Raw genomic sequence first — 15,847 nt, 5'->3', positions numbered from 1 at the left:
CCGGTGACGACCGTCGTACGGATCCTGCTGCGCCGGGTCGCCCTGCTCGTGCCGCTGCTCCTCGGCATCGTGCTGTTCGTGTTCCTGGTGATGCGCTTCTCGGACGCCGACCCGGCGTCCGCGTTCTTCCAGGGCGCCAATCCGACGCCGGAGCAGCTGCACGACTTCCGGGAGCGCGCCGGCCTGCTGGACCCGCTGCCCGTGCGGTACGTCCGCTTCGTCGGCGCCCTGCTCCACGGCGATCTCGGCACCAGTGCCCTGACCCGCGCCCCGGTGGCCGAGCAGGTCACCACCGCCCTGCCGCTCACCCTCCAGCTGACCTTCCTCGGCCTCGCCCTCGCGGTCGTGCTGGCGCTGGCGGGCGGGGTGACGGCGGCCGTGTACCGCGACCGGCTGCCGGACCAGGTCATCCGGGTGGTCTCGCTGGTCGGGGTGGCCGCCCCGGGGTTCTGGCTGGCGCTGCTGATGATCCAGTACCTGGCGGTGGACCGGGGCTGGTTCCCGACCGGCGGCTACGTCAACCCGGCCGACTCCGTCACCGGCTGGCTGAAGACCATGGCGCTGCCCGCCCTCGCCCTGTCCCTGCCGGTCGCCGCCCAGCTGACCAGGATCGTGCGCACCTCGGTGGTGGAGGAGCTGGACAAGGACTACGTCCGTACGGCGATCGGGAGCGGGCTGCCGCCCCGGGTCGTCGTCGGCCGGAACGTCCTGCGCAACGCCCTGGTCAACCCGCTGACCGTGCTCGGACTGCGGGTCGGCTATCTGCTCGGCGGCGCGGTCGTCATCGAGACGATCTTCTCGCTGCCCGGCATGGGGAAGCTGATGATCGACGCCGTGCAGAACGGCGATCCGGCGGTGGTGCAGGGCGTCGTGCTCACCACCGCCACCGGGTTCGTCGTCGTCAACCTGGTCATCGACATCCTGTACCTGCTGGTCAACCCACGACTGAGGACGGGCTGATGGTCACGCGCGCGCACATCGCCGAGCGGCTGTCCCGGCCCGGCGTCCGGCTGCGGGGATGGCGTCGGCTGCCGCCGCCGTCGAAGGCCGCGCTCTGCTTCCTGGCCGTGGTCGTGCTGGTCGCCGTCCTCGCCCCGGTGCTGGCGCCGGACGATCCGCTCGACCAGCGGGACCCGGCCGGCGGGACCGGGGCGCCGTCCGTCGCGCACTGGATGGGGCAGGACAGCCTCGGCCGGGACGTGCTGAGCCGGCTGATGTACGGCGCCCGGTGGTCGCTGGCGATCGGGCTGGGCGCGACCGCGCTGGCGCTGCTCGCCGGCGCGGTCCTCGGGGCGCTCGCCGCCACCTCCCGCAAGGCGGTGGACGAGACGCTGATGCGCTGCCTGGACGTGGTGATGGCGTTCCCCGGCATCGCGCTGGCGGCCGTGCTGGTGGCCGTGTTCGGCGGCGGGATCGGGGTGCTGATCTGCGCGATCGCGTTCCTGTTCACCCCGCCGGTGGCCCGGGTGGTGCGGGCCAACGTGCTGGACCAGTACGGGGAGGACTACGTCACCGCCGAGCGGGTCATCGGTGCCCGCACCCCGTACATCGTGCTGCGGCACGTGGCCGTCAACTGTGCCGCCCCGGTGCTGGTGTTCTGCACGGTCCAGGTCGCCGAGGCCATCGTCTTCGAGGCGTCGCTGTCCTTCATCGGCGCCGGTGTCCGGCCCCCGGACCCGTCCTGGGGCAGCGTCATCGCCGACGGCAGGAACATGGTGCTGACCGGCGGCTGGTGGGCGACCGTCTTCCCCGGGCTGCTCATCCTGCTGACCGTGCTGTCGCTGAACATCCTCTCCGAGGGCGTCTCGGACGCGTGGGCGGCGCCCGCGCCGCGCGAGGTGCCGGCGCCCGGGGACCGGCTGGAGACCCCCGAGCCCGGCACCGGCGAGGTGCTCGCGCTGCCCGGACTCGCCGGGGCCGCCCGCCGGCTGCGCTCCCGCGCCCGGCCGCTGCCGGACCGGGGCGGACCGCCGGTGCTCGCCGTGGAGGACCTGACCATCGGCTTCCCGGACCGGCACCGGGGCGTGGACGTCGTGGCCGGGGTCGGCTTCGAGGTGCACCCCGGGGAAGTGCTCGGGCTGGTGGGCGAGTCGGGCTGCGGCAAGTCGCTGACCGCGCTCACCGTCATGGGCCTGGCGCCGAAGGGGGCCCGGATCGGCGGCCGGGTGCGGTTCCGGCAGCGGGACCTGCTCACCGAGCCGGCCCGGGCCCGGCGGCGGCTGCTCGGCCATGAGATGGCGATGGTGTACCAGGACGCCCTGTCCTCGCTGAACCCGGCCATGACCGTCCGCGCCCAGCTCGGGCAGCTGGTCCGGCGCGGGGGCCGGCGCGGCCCCCGGGAGCTGCTGTCGCTGGTCGGGCTCGACCCGGAGCGCACCCTGCGCAGCTATCCGCACGAGCTGTCCGGCGGGCAGCGCCAGCGGGTGCTCATCGCGATGGCGCTCTCCCGGGACCCGAAGCTGATCATCGCCGACGAGCCGACCACCGCGCTGGACGTCACCGTGCAGGCGCAGGTCATGGAGCTGCTGCTGCGGCTGCGCGCGGAACTCGGGTTCGCGCTGGTCCTGGTCTCGCACGACCTGGCGCTGGTCGCCGACGTCACGGACCGGGTGGTGGTGATGTACGGCGGGCAGATCGTGGAGACCGGGGTGACCGCCGACCTGGTGGCGGCTCCGGCCCACCACTACACGCGCGGGCTGCTCGGCAGCGTGCTCTCGCTGGAGTCCGCCGAGCAGCGGATGACGCAGATCAAGGGGGTGGTCCCGGCCCCCGCCGACTTCCCGGCGGGCTGCCGGTTCGCCGACCGCTGCCCGCTGGCCGCCGAGGTGTGCCACCGCAGCGCCCCGGTCCTCGCGGGCACCGCCGCGCACACGGCCGCCTGCCACCGCCCGGCGGTGGAACTGTCGTCCACGGAGAGCGAGGAGGCCCTCCGGTGACCGCTGTCGTCGAGGTGCGGGACGCGCACGTCGTGCACAGGGCGCGCGGCGGCGGCCTGTTCCGGCGGGACCGGGTGTACGCGCTGACCGGCGCCGATCTCACCGTCGCGGCCGGTGAGACGGTCGGTGTGGTCGGCGAGTCGGGGTGCGGGAAGTCGACGCTGGCGAAGGTGCTGGTGGGCGTCGAACGGCCGGTGGCGGGGACGGTGGCGTTCGGCGGCCGGGACCTGTGGACGATGCCGCCCGCCGAGCGCCGGGCCACGGTCGGCGCGGGCACCGGGATGGTCTTCCAGGACCCGTCGACCGCGCTGAACCGCCGGCTGACGGTCCGCCGCATCCTGCGCGACCCGCTGGACGTCCACCGGCGCGGCACCCGGGCCGGACGGGAGGAGCGGGTGCGGGAGCTGATGGCCCTGGTCGGGCTCCCCCTGGCGCTCGCCGACGCGCTGCCCGCGCAGCTCTCCGGCGGGCAGCGGCAGCGCGTCGCCATCGCCCGCGCGCTCGCCCTGGAACCGGCCCTGGTCGTCGCCGACGAGCCGACCAGCGCGCTGGACGTCTCGGTCCGCGCGCAGATCCTCAACCTGCTGCTGGACCTGCGCGAACGCCTCGGGCTCGCCCTGGTCTTCGTCTCCCACGACATCCAGACGGTGCGGCGGATGAGCGACCGGGTGATCACCATGTACCTCGGCCGGATCGTGGAGGAGACCCCGGCCGACCGGGTCACCGACGCCGCCCGGCACCCGTACACCCGTGCCCTGTTCTCGGCCACCCCGGGGCTGCTGGACCCCGTCGACCCGATCCCGCTGACCGGGCCGGTGCCCTCGGCGACCCGGCCGCCGAGCGGCTGCCCGTTCCGCACCCGCTGCTGGAAGGCGGACGGGGTGTGCGCCGAGGTGATGCCGGACTTCTCGGCCGCGTCGCGGCCCGGACACCGCTTCCGGTGCCACCATCCTGTGGAGGAGGACGCCTCGACCCGAGACCTAGCGCGCCAGGAGCCCTGAATGACCTTCCCCGCCCCGCTCACCGGTGTCGTCCCGCCCGTCTGCACGCCCCTGACACCGGACCGCGAGGTGGACGTGGCCTCGCTGCTGCGCCTGGTGGAGTTCCTGACGGAGGCCGGGGTGCACGGGCTGTTCCTGCTCGGCTCGACCTCGGAGGCGGCCTTCCTGACGGACCGGCAGCGCCGGCAGGTGGTGGAGGCCGTCACCGCGCACGTGGGCGGACAGCTGCCCGTGCTGGCGGGCGCCATCGACATGACCACCCCGCGCGTCCTGGAGCACGTCGCGGCGGTCACCGCGGCCGGCGCCGGGGCCGTCGTCGTCACCGCGCCCTTCTACGCCCGCACCCACCCGTCGGAGATCGTCCACCACTACCGCCGGATCGCCGCCGCCAGTCCCGTCCCGGTGATCGCCTACGACATCCCCGTCGCCGTGCACACCAAACTCCCGGCGGATCTGGTGCTGGGGCTCGCCGGGGACGGGGTGCTGGCCGGGATCAAGGACTCCAGCGGGGACCTGGCGGCCTTCCGGGAGGTCGTCACGGGCGCCCGCGCCCATCCCGGGTTCAGCGCGCTGACCGGCTCGGAGCTGATCGCCGACGCGGCGCTGGCGCTGGGCGCCGACGGGGCCGTGCCGGGCCTGGCCAACGTCGACCCGCACGGGTACGTGCGCCTGTACCGGCAGTGCCGGGCGGGCGACCTGGAGGGTGCGCGGGCCGAGCAGGACCGGCTGTGCGCCCTGTTCGGGATGGTCGGGGCGGGGCATCCGGCGCGGATGGGCGGCAGCTCCTCGGCGCTGGGCGCGTTCAAGGCGGCGCTGCACCTGCGCGGCGTCATCGACTGCCCGGTGACCGCCGAGCCGCAGGTGCCGCTGTCCGGCGAGGAGGTCGAGCGGGTCGGCAAGTTCCTGGCGGCGGCCGGACTGCTCGGCCCCGGCGAGGACCGGCGGTGACGTCCCGGCGTCTTCGCTAGCGCAGGTCGACACGCCGGAAGACCAGGGCCTCGTACGGCCCCCGGGCGCCGGTCTCGTAGAGGACGCCGATCCGGTCACGGGCGAGCCGGACCAGGTCGGAGTAGGCGGCCGGGCGGTCGGTGAGGGTGCGGGCCCGGGTGAAGGTGCGGCCGGCGTCCGTGCTGGTCCACAGGGCCAGGGCGCGGCGGGCGGTCGGCACGGAGGGCGCGGAGAACAGCAGGGGCGCGTCCGGGTCCGGGGGCTGGAGGACGCTGCCCTGGACCACCGGGACGGCGTCGAGGGACGGCTGGACGGCGTAGGGGCGGTCCAGGGTGCGGCCGCCGTCGCCGGAGTAGCTGTCGAGCCGGTTGCCGGGGGCGGTGCCGTTCTGGTCCCGGGCGCCGAAGTAGACGCGGCCGTCGGGGAGCTGGGCGGCGCTGGTCTCGTTGGCGTTGGTCACGCCGTCGTACCCGGCGTCCACGAAGCCGAGGTGCCAGCCGAGGCCGCCGTCGTCGCTGTAGAGGGCGTGGCCGCCGTAGTACCGGGACTCCCGCCCGGTGTCGCGGGAGCCGGCGGGCGGGGCCGCGGAGTGGTTGGCGGGGATCAGCAGACGCCCGGAGTACGGGCCCCGGGTGAGCGCGACCGCGTGGCCGGGTCCGGTGGCGTACCAGCGCCAGCCCGGCCGGGTCACCTGGGCCGTGATGTCCCGGGGCGCGCCGAAGCTGACGCCGTCGTCCCGGCTGCGCTGCACGAACACCCGGCGGCCCCGCCCCGGCGCCACCTCGCCGCGCATGATCTGCGCCTCCGTCACGGTCCCGGGGTTGCCGCAGGTCACCAGGACGACGGCGCCGGTGCGCGGGTCGACGACGGGCGCCGGGTTGCCCCGGGTGTCCCCGTGTCCGGCGGTCACCACGGTGAGCGGGCCCCAGGTGCAGCCGTCGTCGGTGGAGCGGCGCAGGACGACGTCGATGTCGCCGGTGTCGCCGGCGCCGCCGCGCCGGCCCTCGGCGAACGCGAGGAGCGTGCCGTGCCGGGTCCGCACCACGGCCGGGATGCGGTAGACGGCGTAGCCGTCCCGCCCGGACACGTACGGCACGGAGGAGCCGCAGCCGCCGGGCGCCGCGTGCGGCGCCGCGTGCGCGGGCAGGGCGACGGTCAGCGAGGCGAGGAGCACCAGCGGGGCCAGGAGGGAACGACTGCGCGGCATCACGCCCTGATGCTCCCCGCAATCACCGGGCCGGCCTTACTCCATCCGGGGGAACATCCGGGGGAACATCGGGGGGAAGGAGGCCGCGCCGCCCGGTGCCGCGGGCGGGTCCGGCGGGGGCCCGGGGGCGGTCAGGACGGGGTCCGCGCCGCCGCCAGCAGCCGGGTCACGTCGTCCGCGGGGATCGTCAGGGCCGCTCCCACCGTCGCCAGGGCGTCGCGTTCGGCGGGGGTGTAGGGGCCGTCGGCGAGGGCGATGCGGGCGGCCTGGAGGAGCAGGGACTCGCGGCCGGCCGGGGACAGGTGCGGGGCGAGCGGGTCCAGCGACTCGTGCAGCTCTATGGTCAGCCCGGCCCCGCACGGCTGCTCGAAGTAGCGTCCGGTGTCGGCGGCGAGGGCCTCGACCAGGGCGGCGAGCCGGTCCTCGGTGCAGTCGGCGAAGCCGGCCGCGCGGACCGTGGCGGCGGCCGTCTCCAGCACCGTGCGGGAGCAGGTGCCGCCCGCGGCGAGCACCGCGAGGGCGACGGTGTGCACGGCGTCGCGGAGCATCGCGGAGAAGCGGCGGGTGGTGGGGTGGTCCAGCACCTCGGTGCCGAAGTGGTGTCCGCAGGCCGCGCACTCCACCACCGGTCCGGTCGCGCCGCGCGGCAGCACGGGCACGCCGAGCAGGGTGAGCCGGCGGCGGCCGGTGAGCCGCTGGTAGTTGCGGTCGCCGCCGCAGCCGGGGCAGAAGAACTCGCCGTCCCCGACGGGTGTCCACGCGGTGCGGGTGCCCAGGATGCGCGCAGCCCTGGCGGCGCGGTCGTCTCGTCCCCGTACTGGCAGCACGTCGCACCTCCGTAACGGCGCGGCAACATCGCCGCGCTGGCGTGATGTTAGCCACATCGGCGAGGCGGAGTCAGTACCCCGGGAGAGACCTTTCCGTGACCTGTGGGGCGTGTTGGCCGATACATGACGGCGCCCCGGCCGCCGTACGGGGCGGTCGGGGCGCCGGAGAGGCCCGGTGTGGCGGGGTTCAGCGGGCCGCGCGGTTGACGGCCGAGACGACCGCCTTCAGCGACGCGCGGGTCGTGTTGGCGTCGATGCCGATACCCCACAGGACCTTGCCGTCGATCGCGCATTCGATGTAGGAGGCGGCCTGCGCGGAGGCGCCCTCGCTCATCGTGTGCTCCTGGTAGTCCAGCAGGCGTACGTCGAAGTCCAGGGCGTGCAGGGCGTCGAAGAAGGCCGAGATCGGACCGTTGCCGGAGCCGGTCAGGACGGTGTCCGCGCCGTCCACGGTGGCCTCGACGGTGAGGGTGTCCACGCCGTCGGTGTCCGTCGTGGACTGGCCGGTCCTGACCTGGATGCGCCCCCACGGGTTCTCGGGGTTCGGCAGGTACTCGTCCTGGAAGACCTCCCAGATCTCCTTCGGCGTGATCTCGCCGCCCTCGGCGTCGGTCTTCGCCTGGATGATCCGGGAGAACTCGATCTGCATGCGGCGGGGCAGGTCCAGCTTGTGGTCGTTCTTCAGGACGTAGGAGATGCCGCCCTTGCCGGACTGCGAGTTGACGCGGATGACGGCCTCGTAGGAGCGGCCGACGTCCTTGGGGTCGATCGGCAGGTACGGCACCGCCCACTCGATCTCGTCGACCGTGACGCCCTTGGCCCGCGCGTCGGCCTCCATGGCGTCGAAGCCCTTCTTGATGGCGTCCTGGTGGGAGCCGGAGAAGGACGTGTAGACCAGGTCGCCCACGTACGGGTGGCGCGGGTGGACCTCCATCTGGTTGCAGTACTCCCACGTACGACGGATCTCGTCGATGTCGGAGAAGTCGATCTGCGGGTCGACGCCCTGCGAGAACAGGTTCATGCCCAGGGTGACCAGGTCGACGTTGCCGGTGCGCTCGCCCTGTCCGAACAGGCAGCCCTCGACGCGGTCGGCGCCGGCCATCACCGCCAGCTCGGCGGCGGCCACGGCCGTACCGCGGTCGTTGTGCGGGTGGGCGGACAGGCAGACGTACTCGCGGCGGGAGAGGTTGCGGTGCATCCACTCGAAGCGGTCCGCGTGCGTCGACGGGGTCGAACGCTCCACGGTGGCCGGCAGGTTGAGGATGATCTCGCGGCCCGGGCCCGGCTGGTAGACGTCCATCACCGCCTCGCAGACCTCCAGCGCGAAGTCCAGCTCGGTGTCGGTGAAGATCTCCGGCGAGTACTGGTAGCCGAACTCGGTTTCCGGGCCCAGCAGCTTCTCGGCGTACTCCATCACCAGGCGGGTGCCGTCGACGGCGATCTGCTTGATGTCGTCCTTGGAGCCGCGGAAGACGACCCGACGGAAGACGGGGGCGGTGGCGTTGTACAGGTGGACGGTGGCGCGCCGGGCGCCCTTCAGGGACTCCACGGTCCGCTCGATCAGGTCCTCGCGGGCCTGGGTCAGTACGGAGATCGTGACGTCGTCCGGGATCGCGCCCTCTTCCTCGATGATGGAGCGCACGAAGTCGAAGTCGGTCTGGCCGGAGGCCGGGAAGCCGACCTCGATCTCCTTGTAGCCCAGCTTGACCAGCTGGTCGAACATCCGCCGCTTGCGCTCGGGCGACATCGGGTCGATCAGGGACTGGTTGCCGTCGCGCAGGTCGGTGGAGAGCCAGCGGGGGGCGATCGTGATCCGCTGGTCGGGCCAGGTGCGATCCGGGATGTCGACCTGGTCGTACCGGCCGTACTTGTGGATCGGCATGGGGCTGGGCTGCTGGCGGTTGGCCATGACTGCGGGGGCTCCTCTGGGTGTCCGGATGTCCGAGTGGACGGCCGACGACGCAACGCCGAGCTCCGCGGGGAGGGGGTCGGCCTCGACTACAGGCCCTCACCGCGGCAGCTAAGGAGAAGCAGCCAGTTACGCATGATGCTCCGCAGCCTAGCCGAGCCGTTCCGGGCGCGCGGGCCTGTCCCAGTATGCGGGACCGCACGGCATAACGGGACAAAAAGTGCGCTGCCCCACATCGCCGTACCACATCGTCACGCAGTGTCGCGTCGCCTGTCCCGGTATTTCACCAATCATGGTGGCAGGTAGTGACACGAACGTCACACAGTGCAATGGTGCTGAGATGACGACCCACGGAGGCTTCGAGCCCGTCTTCTGCACGATCGTGCCGCCGCACGTCCTCGACCGACTCGCACGCCAGGAGGACCCCGCGCTCTCCGGCCCGGCCCGCCGCTCCCTGGAGCACGACTCCTACCAGCGCACCAAGCGCCGCCTCACCACGGTGATCGGCGCGACCGCCGTCACCCCGCCCGCGGGCGCCGCCGCCGACCGGCCGCACCGCACCATCTACGACGCCGAGCACGGCCAGGACCTGCCGGGCACCAAGGTCCGCGAGGAGGGCTCCGAGCCCGGCTCGGACGCCACGGTCAACCGCGCCTACGCGGGCCTCGGCGCCACCTTCGAGCTGTACCTGAAGGCGTACGGCCGGCACTCCATCGACGGCAACGGGCTGCCGCTGGACGCCACCGTGCACTTCGGCGAGGGCTACGACAACGCCTTCTGGAACGGCGAGCAGATGGTCTTCGGCGACGGGGACAACGAGGTCTTCCTCGACTTCACCATCCCGGTCGACGTCATCGGCCACGAGCTGACCCACGGCGTCACCCAGCACACCGCGAACCTGGAGTACTACGGCCAGTCCGGCGCCCTGAACGAGTCGGTCTCCGACGTCTTCGGCTCGCTGATCAAGCAGTACACCCTCGGCCAGACCGCCGCCGAGGCCGACTGGCTGATCGGCGCGGGCCTGCTCGCCCCGCGCGTCACCGGGGTGGCCCTGCGCTCGATGAAGGCCCCGGGCACGGCGTACGACGACGACGTCCTCGGCAAGGACCCGCAGCCGGCGCGGATGGAGGACTACGTCCGCACCGGCCGCGACAACGGCGGCGTGCACATCAACTCCGGCATCCCCAACCACGCCTTCTACCTGGCCGCCACGGCGCTCGGCGGCCACTCCTGGGAGAAGGCCGGGCAGATCTGGTACGACGTGCTCACCGGCGGCGACCTGAAGGAGGACGCCCTCTTCGCCGACTTCGCCACGCTCACGGTGAAGGCGGCGCGCGAGCGGTTCGGCGCCGGGGACGAACTCCAGGCCGTGCAGAAGGCATGGGGACAGGTGGGGGTGCGGACGCTGTAGATCCGTACTAGACACGGACCCATGCGTATTCGAGTGCGGCGCACGGGCGGTTTCGCGGGCATCGAGCGCCGGGCCGAGGTGGACACCTCGGACCGGCCCGACGCCCTGGAGTGGCAGGCCCTGGCGGGACGCGTCCTCGCGTCCGGTCCGGGCACGCCCCCGACGGGGGTCCCGGACGGCTTCAGCTACGAGATCACGGTGGACGGCCGCACGGTGTACGCGGCCGACCCCCGACTCACCGACGATCAGCGGGAGTTGGTGTCGAGGGTACTGAAGGAGGGGGCGTGAGCGGCGGTTCCCCCGGGGGCGTTGACTTCCGTCGCCGGGGGTGCGGATGATCCGCCCATGGCGACTGACGCAGGCACCGAGGTCCCCCGGTTCCCGGCCGGCTTCCTGTGGGGCGTGTCGACCTCGGCCCATCAGATCGAGGGCGCGGCCGGGGAGCGGGAGCCGTCCGTCTGGGACGTGTTCACGGCCGGGCCCGGGCGGGTGAGGGACGGCTCGACGGCGGCGGTGGCCTGCGACCACTACCACCGCTACCCCGAGGACGTGGCCCTCCTCGCCGGGCTCGGCGTGGACGCGTACCGCTTCTCGATCTCCTGGCCCCGGGTGAACTCACCCGGGGGCCTGGACTTCTACGACCGCCTGGTGGACGAGGTGTGCGCGGCCGGGGTACGGCCCGTCCCCACCCTCTTCCACTGGGACCTGCCGGCCTCGCTGGACTGGCTGGAACGGGACACGGCACACCGGTTCGCCGACTACGCGGCCCTCGTCGCCGAACGGCTCGGCGACCGGATCGGCACCTGGATCACGCTGAACGAACCCGCCGAGCACACCCTGCTGGGCCATGCGATCGGCGCCCACGCCCCCGGCAAGCGACTCCTGTTCGACGCCCTCCCGGTCGCCCACCACCAGCTCCTCGCGCACGGCCTCGCGGTACGGGCGCTGCGCGCGGCCGGCGCCACGGACATCGGCATCGCCAACTCCCACGGCCCCACCTGGCCGGCCTCCGCGGCACCGGCCGACGTGGCGGCGGCGGACTTCCACGACGCCCTGCTCAACCGGCTGTTCGCCGATCCGGTCCTCCTCGGCGCCTACCCGGAGGGCATGGCCGAGCTGATGCCCGGCGACGCCGGGGCGGACCTGGAGGTGATCGCCGGGCCCGTCGACTTCTACGGCGTCAACTACTACGCGCCGAGTCTGGTCGGGGCGCCCGGCGACGGCGGCTCCGAGTACGGCGGACTCGCGCTCCCGGCCGAACTCCCCTTCTCGGTGCGGCGGATCGAGGGGCGCCCGGTGACCGACTTCGGCTGGCCGGTCGTACCGGAGGGGCTGACCGAACTCCTCGCCGGCTTCCGCGCGCGCTACGGCGACCGGCTCCCGCCCGTCGTCATCACCGAGAACGGCTGCTCCTACGACGGCGTCGACGACCAGGAGCGGATCGGCTACCTCGACGCCCACATCCGGGCCCTGCACCGGGCGATCGAGGCCGGGGCCGACGTGCGCGGCTACTTCGTGTGGACGCTGATGGACAACTTCGAGTGGGCCGAGGGCTACGCCCGCCGGTTCGGCCTCGTGCACGTCGACCACGGCACGCAGGAGCGCACCCCCAAGGCGTCCTACCACTGGTACCGGGAACTGCTGCGCGCGCAGCGCTGACCCCGGTCCGGCGGCGGTGGAACGGCTAGAAACCCAGCCGGCGCAACTGCTTCGGGTCGCGCTGCCAGTCCTTGGCGACCTTGACGTGCAGGTCGAGGAAGACGGGGGTGCCCAGCAGCGCCTCGATCTGCTTGCGGGACTTGATGCCGACCTCCTTCAGGCGCTTGCCCTTGGGGCCGATGATGATGCCCTTCTGGCTGGGGCGCTCGATGTAGACGTTGGCGTGGATGTCGAGGAGGGGGCGGTCGGCGGGGCGGTCCTCGCGCGGGAGCATCTCCTCCACGACCACGGCGATGGAGTGCGGCAGCTCGTCGCGGACGCCCTCCAGCGCGGCCTCGCGGATCAGCTCCGCCACCATCACCTGCTCGGGCTCGTCCGTCAGGTCGCCCTCGGGGTAGAGGGCCGGCCCCTCGGGCAGCAGCGGGATCAGCAGGTCGGCCAGGAGGTCCACTTGCTTGGCCCCGGTCGCCGACACCGGGACGATCTCCGCCCACTCGATGCCCAGCTCCTTGCCCAGCTGGTCGATGGCGATCAGCTGCTCGGCGAGGGCCTTGGAGTCGACCAGGTCGGTCTTGGTGACGATCGCGACCTTCGGGGTCTTCCTGATCCCGGCCAGCTCCTTGGCGATGAAGCGGTCGCCGGGGCCGATCTTCTGGTCCGCCGGCAGGCAGAAGCCGATCACGTCGACCTCGGCCCACGTGGTGCGCACCACGTCGTTCAGGCGCTCGCCCAGCAGGGTGCGCGGCTTGTGCAGCCCCGGCGTGTCCACCAGGATCAGCTGCGCGTCCGGCCGGTGCACGATGCCCCGCACCGTGTGCCGGGTGGTCTGCGGGCGGTTGGAGGTGATCGCCACCTTCTGCCCGACCAGAGCGTTCGTGAGGGTGGACTTGCCCGCGTTGGGGCGGCCCACGAAGCAGGCGAAGCCGGCGCGGTGGACGGCCTCGGCCGGCTGCTCGGATGACGGGGTACGCACGCTCATGGCGTTCATTGTCCCTGATCCACGGGGCTGGACCGTACCGCCCCGGTCCACCGGCCCCGGCACGGCGGTCCGGCAGGCGGCCGGCTACGTCCGGGACGGCCGTCCCGGCGCGGACCGGCGGGCGCGGGCCCGGCGCACCGTGACCAGCAGCGTCCCGGTCGGCGCGGCGGCGCAGACCAGCGCCGCCAGCGGCCAGGGCACGGCGGGGAAGGCGGCGCTCGCCGACTCCCGGGTGTCCCGGGCGCTCGCGGTGAGCGTCACCTCGGCCCGGCCGAACCGGGGCGCCCCGCTCCAGGTCTCGCCGAGCAAGACCTTCCGTGCGGCCCGCCCCGGGCGCGTGGGGCCCGGGGCACGGCCCCGGTACGTCAGCCGGCGGACACGGTGCGCCGGACGGTGCCGTCCGGCGAGGCCAGCAGCACCGGCGTCCCCGCGCCCCCGAGATCGGCCACCGCGGCCAGGTCCTCGGCCACCACGGACTCCTCCTCCGTCACCACCGCGGCCGCCTCCAGGGACGTGGCACCCGAGGCCACCGCCATGGCGACGGCCGTGCGCAGGGCGCTCAGCCGCAGCGAGGCGAGCCGCACCGACCCGGCGACGTACGTGCGCCCGGTCTCGTCCCGTACGGCCGCTCCCTCGGGCACACCGTTGCGGGCCCGCGCGGAACGGGCCAGGGTGACGATCTTGCGGTCCTCGGGGTCAAGCCCGTTGCTCTCGGTCATGCCCCGAGCATACGAAGCCCCGGCGGCTCCGCCCCGTCACGGGGTCCCCGGCGCCCCGGTGCCCCGCGGGGGCCCGGGCCTCCGGGTCACGGGCGGTCCAGCCGTAGCCGCTCGGCGCGCGGCAGCCCGGCGACGACCAGGTCGTAGGAGTCCTCGACCAGCTCCCGGACCAGCCGGTCCGGGAGTCCGCCGTCCACCGTCACGGTGTTCCAGTGCCGTTTGTTCATGTGCCAGCCGGGCGCGATCAGCCCGGCGTGCGCGGCGCGCAGCCGGAGCGCGTCCTCCGGGTCGCACTTGAGGTTGACCGTCAGGGGCCGCGCGTCCAGGGCCGTCAGGGCGAACATCTTCCCCAGCACCTTGAAGACCGAGGTCTCCGGGTTGAACGGGAAGTCCTCGACGGCCGCGTTGAACGACAGGCACAGGGCGCGCAGCTCCCGGGGGGTCACTCGGGTGTCCCCTCCTGGGCGACGGGCACCGGGACCGGCTCGACCAGGACCGTGACGATCTTGTTGCGGCGGCCGGCCGCGGCCTCCGCCGTCAGCCGCAGACAGCGTCCGTCGGGCAGCTCGACCCCGGCGGACGCGCCCGCGATGGGCACCCGGCCGAGGGCCTTGGCGAGCAGTCCGCCGACGGTCTCCACGTCCTCGTCGTCGTACTCCTCCAGCCCGTACAGCTCGCCGAGGTCGGTGATGTCCAGGCGGGCGGTGACCCGGAAGCGGTCGTCGCCGAGGCCCTCCACGGGCGGGATCTCCCGGTCGTACTCGTCGGTGATCTCGCCGACGATCTCCTCCAGGATGTCCTCGATGGTGACGATGCCGGCGGTGCCGCCGTACTCGTCGATGACGACGGCGACGTGGTTGCGTTCCTTCTGCATCTCGCGCAGCAGGTCGCCGGCGTTCTTGGTGTCGGGCACGAAGACGGCCGGGCGCATCGCCGTGGACACCAGGTCGCCCTCCGCCTCCCGGCTGATGTGCGTCTTGCGGACCAGGTCCTTCAGGTACACGATCCCGACGATGTCGTCCTCGTTCTCGCCGGTCACCGGGATGCGGGAGAAACCCGAGCGGAGCGCGAGGGTGAGGGCCTGCCGGATGGTCTTGAAGCGCTCGATGGTGACCAGGTCGGTGCGCGGCACCATCACCTCGCGGACCAGGGTGTCGCCCAGCTCGAAGACCGAGTGCACCATCCGGCGCTCCTCGTCCTCGATCAGCGACTCCTTCTCGGCGAGGTCGACCAGCGCGCGCAGCTCCGCCTCGGAGGCGAACGGGCCGCGCCGGAAGCCCTTGCCGGGGGTGAGCGCGTTGCCGATCAGGATCAGCAGCGAGGGGACGGGTCCCATCACGCGGGCCAGCGGCAGCAGCACGTACGCCGCCACGGTCGCCGTGTTGAGGGGGTGCTGGCGGCCGATGGTGCGCGGGGAGACGCCGACGGCGACGTACGACACGAGCACCATCACGCCGATGGCGACCAGCAGCGCCTGCCAGGTGGCGGCGAACTCCTGGAGGCAGGCGTACGTCACCAGCGCCGCGGCGGCCATCTCGCAGGCCACGCGGACCAGCAGGGCCAGGTTGAGGTAGCGGGTGGGGTCGGCGGCGACCTGGGCGAGCCGGGCGCTGCCGCGCCGGCCGGACTTGACGGCCTCCTCGGCGCGGAAGCTGGAGACGCGCGCGAGGCCCGCCTCCGCGCAGGCGGCGAGCCAGGCGACGACGACCAGCGCGATCGCGCCGACCACGATCTGCGGAGACATGCTGCCCGCTTACGAGACGGTCGGCGCCGGGGACGGGCCGGTCAGGCCGCGCTCGGCCCGCCAGCCGTCCACGATGGCGGCCTGGAGGCCGAACATCTCGGCCTTCTCGTCCGGCTCCTCGTGGTCGTACCCGAGCAGGTGCAGCACTCCGTGGACGGTGAGCAGCTGCAACTCCTCGTCCATGGAGTGCCGGGTGGGTGCCTCGGCGCCCTGCTTGGCGGCGACCTCCGGGCAGAGCACGATGTCGCCGAGCAGCCCCTGCGGCGGCTCGTCGTCGTCCTTGGACGGCGGCCGGAGCTCGTCCATCGGGAACGACATGACATCGGTCGGACCCGGCAGGTCCATCCACTGGATGTGCAGCTGCTCCATGGCGTCGGCGTCCACGACGATCACCGAGAGTTCGGAGAGCGGGTGGATGCGCATCCGCGCGAGCGCGTAGCGGGCGATGTCGAGGACCGCCTGCTCGTCTACCTCGGTGCCGGACTCGTTGTTGACGTCGATCGACAT

General features: G+C 73.3%; 16 protein-coding genes. 7 read left to right on the top strand and 9 right to left on the bottom strand.

The window, feature by feature from the left end:
• The first annotated feature begins 3 nt into the window (after positions 1-3).
• The 4 genes from IF37_RS0103100 to IF37_RS0103085 are packed head-to-tail and all read left to right on the top strand — an operon-like array spanning position 4 to position 4,885.
• Positions 4-960 carry an ABC transporter permease gene (locus tag IF37_RS0103100; protein WP_030735655.1) on the top strand — a complete coding sequence of 319 codons (957 nt, stop codon included), beginning with the start codon at positions 4-6 and terminating at the stop codon, positions 958-960.
• The gene (locus tag IF37_RS0103095; RefSeq protein WP_030735653.1) at positions 960-2,936 is read left to right on the top strand and encodes a dipeptide/oligopeptide/nickel ABC transporter permease/ATP-binding protein; all 1,977 of its coding nucleotides are present in this window, start codon (positions 960-962) and stop codon (positions 2,934-2,936) included. Before IF37_RS0103100 ends, IF37_RS0103095 begins: the two co-directional genes overlap by 1 nt.
• Complete coding sequence (locus IF37_RS0103090; protein ID WP_030735651.1) at positions 2,933-3,937, top strand: ABC transporter ATP-binding protein; 1,005 nt, start codon at positions 2,933-2,935, stop codon at positions 3,935-3,937. The genes IF37_RS0103095 and IF37_RS0103090 overlap by 4 nt, the downstream gene beginning before the upstream one ends.
• Positions 3,938-4,885, top strand: coding sequence for a dihydrodipicolinate synthase family protein (locus IF37_RS0103085; RefSeq protein WP_030735649.1), 948 nt, complete (start codon positions 3,938-3,940; stop codon positions 4,883-4,885). It abuts the gene before it with no gap.
• Between the two features lie 16 nt (positions 4,886-4,901).
• Here IF37_RS0103085 and IF37_RS0103080 read toward each other — a convergent pair whose 3' ends face one another.
• The 3 genes from IF37_RS0103080 to leuA form a co-directional block, all read right to left on the bottom strand.
• A complete protein-coding gene (locus IF37_RS0103080; RefSeq protein WP_037855516.1) occupies positions 4,902-6,095 on the bottom strand; it encodes an exo-alpha-sialidase in 1,194 nt (397 codons plus the stop codon).
• Positions 6,096-6,223: 128 nt separating this feature from the next.
• Entirely contained in the window at positions 6,224-6,919 is a 696-nt protein-coding gene (locus IF37_RS0103075) for a TerB family tellurite resistance protein (protein ID WP_030735645.1), read from the bottom strand.
• A 187-nt stretch (positions 6,920-7,106) separates the two neighbouring features.
• Complete coding sequence (leuA, locus tag IF37_RS0103070; RefSeq protein WP_030735643.1) at positions 7,107-8,828, bottom strand: 2-isopropylmalate synthase; 1,722 nt, start codon at positions 8,826-8,828, stop codon at positions 7,107-7,109.
• 340 nt (positions 8,829-9,168) lie between these two features.
• Between leuA and IF37_RS0103065 the strand changes: the two genes are divergently transcribed.
• Genes IF37_RS0103065 through IF37_RS0103055 form a run of 3 tightly spaced genes read left to right on the top strand, consistent with a single transcriptional unit; the run spans position 9,169 to position 11,898 of the window.
• Positions 9,169-10,239, top strand: a complete 1,071-nt coding sequence (locus IF37_RS0103065; protein ID WP_030735640.1) for a M4 family metallopeptidase — start codon at positions 9,169-9,171, stop codon at positions 10,237-10,239.
• A gap of 21 nt (positions 10,240-10,260) precedes the next feature.
• The gene (locus IF37_RS0103060; protein ID WP_030735638.1) at positions 10,261-10,527 is read left to right on the top strand and encodes a protealysin inhibitor emfourin; all 267 of its coding nucleotides are present in this window, start codon (positions 10,261-10,263) and stop codon (positions 10,525-10,527) included.
• A 57-nt stretch (positions 10,528-10,584) separates the two neighbouring features.
• Entirely contained in the window at positions 10,585-11,898 is a 1,314-nt protein-coding gene (locus IF37_RS0103055) for a GH1 family beta-glucosidase (protein ID WP_030735635.1), read from the top strand.
• A gap of 25 nt (positions 11,899-11,923) precedes the next feature.
• Here the strand turns inward: IF37_RS0103055 and era are convergent, their stop codons facing one another.
• The 6 genes from era to ybeY form a co-directional block, all read right to left on the bottom strand.
• Positions 11,924-12,877: a GTPase Era gene (gene era / locus IF37_RS0103050; protein WP_030735631.1), complete on the bottom strand. Its 954-nt coding sequence runs from the start codon at positions 12,875-12,877 to the stop codon at positions 11,924-11,926.
• 84 nt (positions 12,878-12,961) lie between these two features.
• Positions 12,962-13,186 carry a hypothetical protein gene (locus tag IF37_RS0103045; protein ID WP_030735628.1) on the bottom strand — a complete coding sequence of 75 codons (225 nt, stop codon included), beginning with the start codon at positions 13,184-13,186 and terminating at the stop codon, positions 12,962-12,964.
• A gap of 56 nt (positions 13,187-13,242) precedes the next feature.
• Entirely contained in the window at positions 13,243-13,596 is a 354-nt protein-coding gene (locus tag IF37_RS0103040) for a cytidine deaminase (RefSeq protein ID WP_030735625.1), read from the bottom strand.
• An 86-nt stretch (positions 13,597-13,682) separates the two neighbouring features.
• Positions 13,683-14,042 carry an MmcQ/YjbR family DNA-binding protein gene (locus tag IF37_RS0103035; RefSeq protein WP_030735622.1) on the bottom strand — a complete coding sequence of 120 codons (360 nt, stop codon included), beginning with the start codon at positions 14,040-14,042 and terminating at the stop codon, positions 13,683-13,685.
• Positions 14,039-15,340, bottom strand: coding sequence for a hemolysin family protein (locus IF37_RS0103030; RefSeq protein WP_030735620.1), 1,302 nt, complete (start codon positions 15,338-15,340; stop codon positions 14,039-14,041). Before IF37_RS0103030 ends, IF37_RS0103035 begins: the two co-directional genes overlap by 4 nt.
• 9 nt (positions 15,341-15,349) lie before the next feature.
• Positions 15,350-15,847, bottom strand: coding sequence for an rRNA maturation RNase YbeY (gene ybeY / locus IF37_RS0103025; protein ID WP_030735618.1), 498 nt, complete (start codon positions 15,845-15,847; stop codon positions 15,350-15,352).

It is taken from the genome of Streptomyces sp. NRRL S-31 (assembly GCF_000718775.1).
Classification (GTDB): domain Bacteria; phylum Actinomycetota; class Actinomycetes; order Streptomycetales; family Streptomycetaceae; genus Streptomyces.
Note: the sequence above shows the minus strand (reverse complement) of the source record. Positions and strands in the feature narration are given on the sequence as shown.

Bases quoted from the DNA above. Each gene is read 5' to 3' on its own strand.
- IF37_RS0103030 (WP_030735620.1), bottom strand. From the start codon at position 15,340: ATGTCTCCGCAGATCGTGGTCGGCGCGATCGCGCTGGTCGTCGTCGCC.
- IF37_RS0103085 (WP_030735649.1), top strand. From the start codon at position 3,938: ATGACCTTCCCCGCCCCGCTCACCGGTGTCGTCCCGCCCGTCTGCACG.
- ybeY (WP_030735618.1), bottom strand. From the start codon at position 15,847: ATGTCGATCGACGTCAACAACGAGTCCGGCACCGAGGTAGACGAGCAG.
- IF37_RS0103065 (WP_030735640.1), top strand. From the start codon at position 9,169: ATGACGACCCACGGAGGCTTCGAGCCCGTCTTCTGCACGATCGTGCCG.
- IF37_RS0103060 (WP_030735638.1), top strand. From the start codon at position 10,261: ATGCGTATTCGAGTGCGGCGCACGGGCGGTTTCGCGGGCATCGAGCGC.
- leuA (WP_030735643.1), bottom strand. From the start codon at position 8,828: ATGGCCAACCGCCAGCAGCCCAGCCCCATGCCGATCCACAAGTACGGC.
- IF37_RS0103040 (WP_030735625.1), bottom strand. From the start codon at position 13,596: ATGACCGAGAGCAACGGGCTTGACCCCGAGGACCGCAAGATCGTCACC.
- IF37_RS0103055 (WP_030735635.1), top strand. From the start codon at position 10,585: ATGGCGACTGACGCAGGCACCGAGGTCCCCCGGTTCCCGGCCGGCTTC.
- era (WP_030735631.1), bottom strand. From the start codon at position 12,877: ATGAGCGTGCGTACCCCGTCATCCGAGCAGCCGGCCGAGGCCGTCCAC.
- IF37_RS0103095 (WP_030735653.1), top strand. From the start codon at position 960: ATGGTCACGCGCGCGCACATCGCCGAGCGGCTGTCCCGGCCCGGCGTC.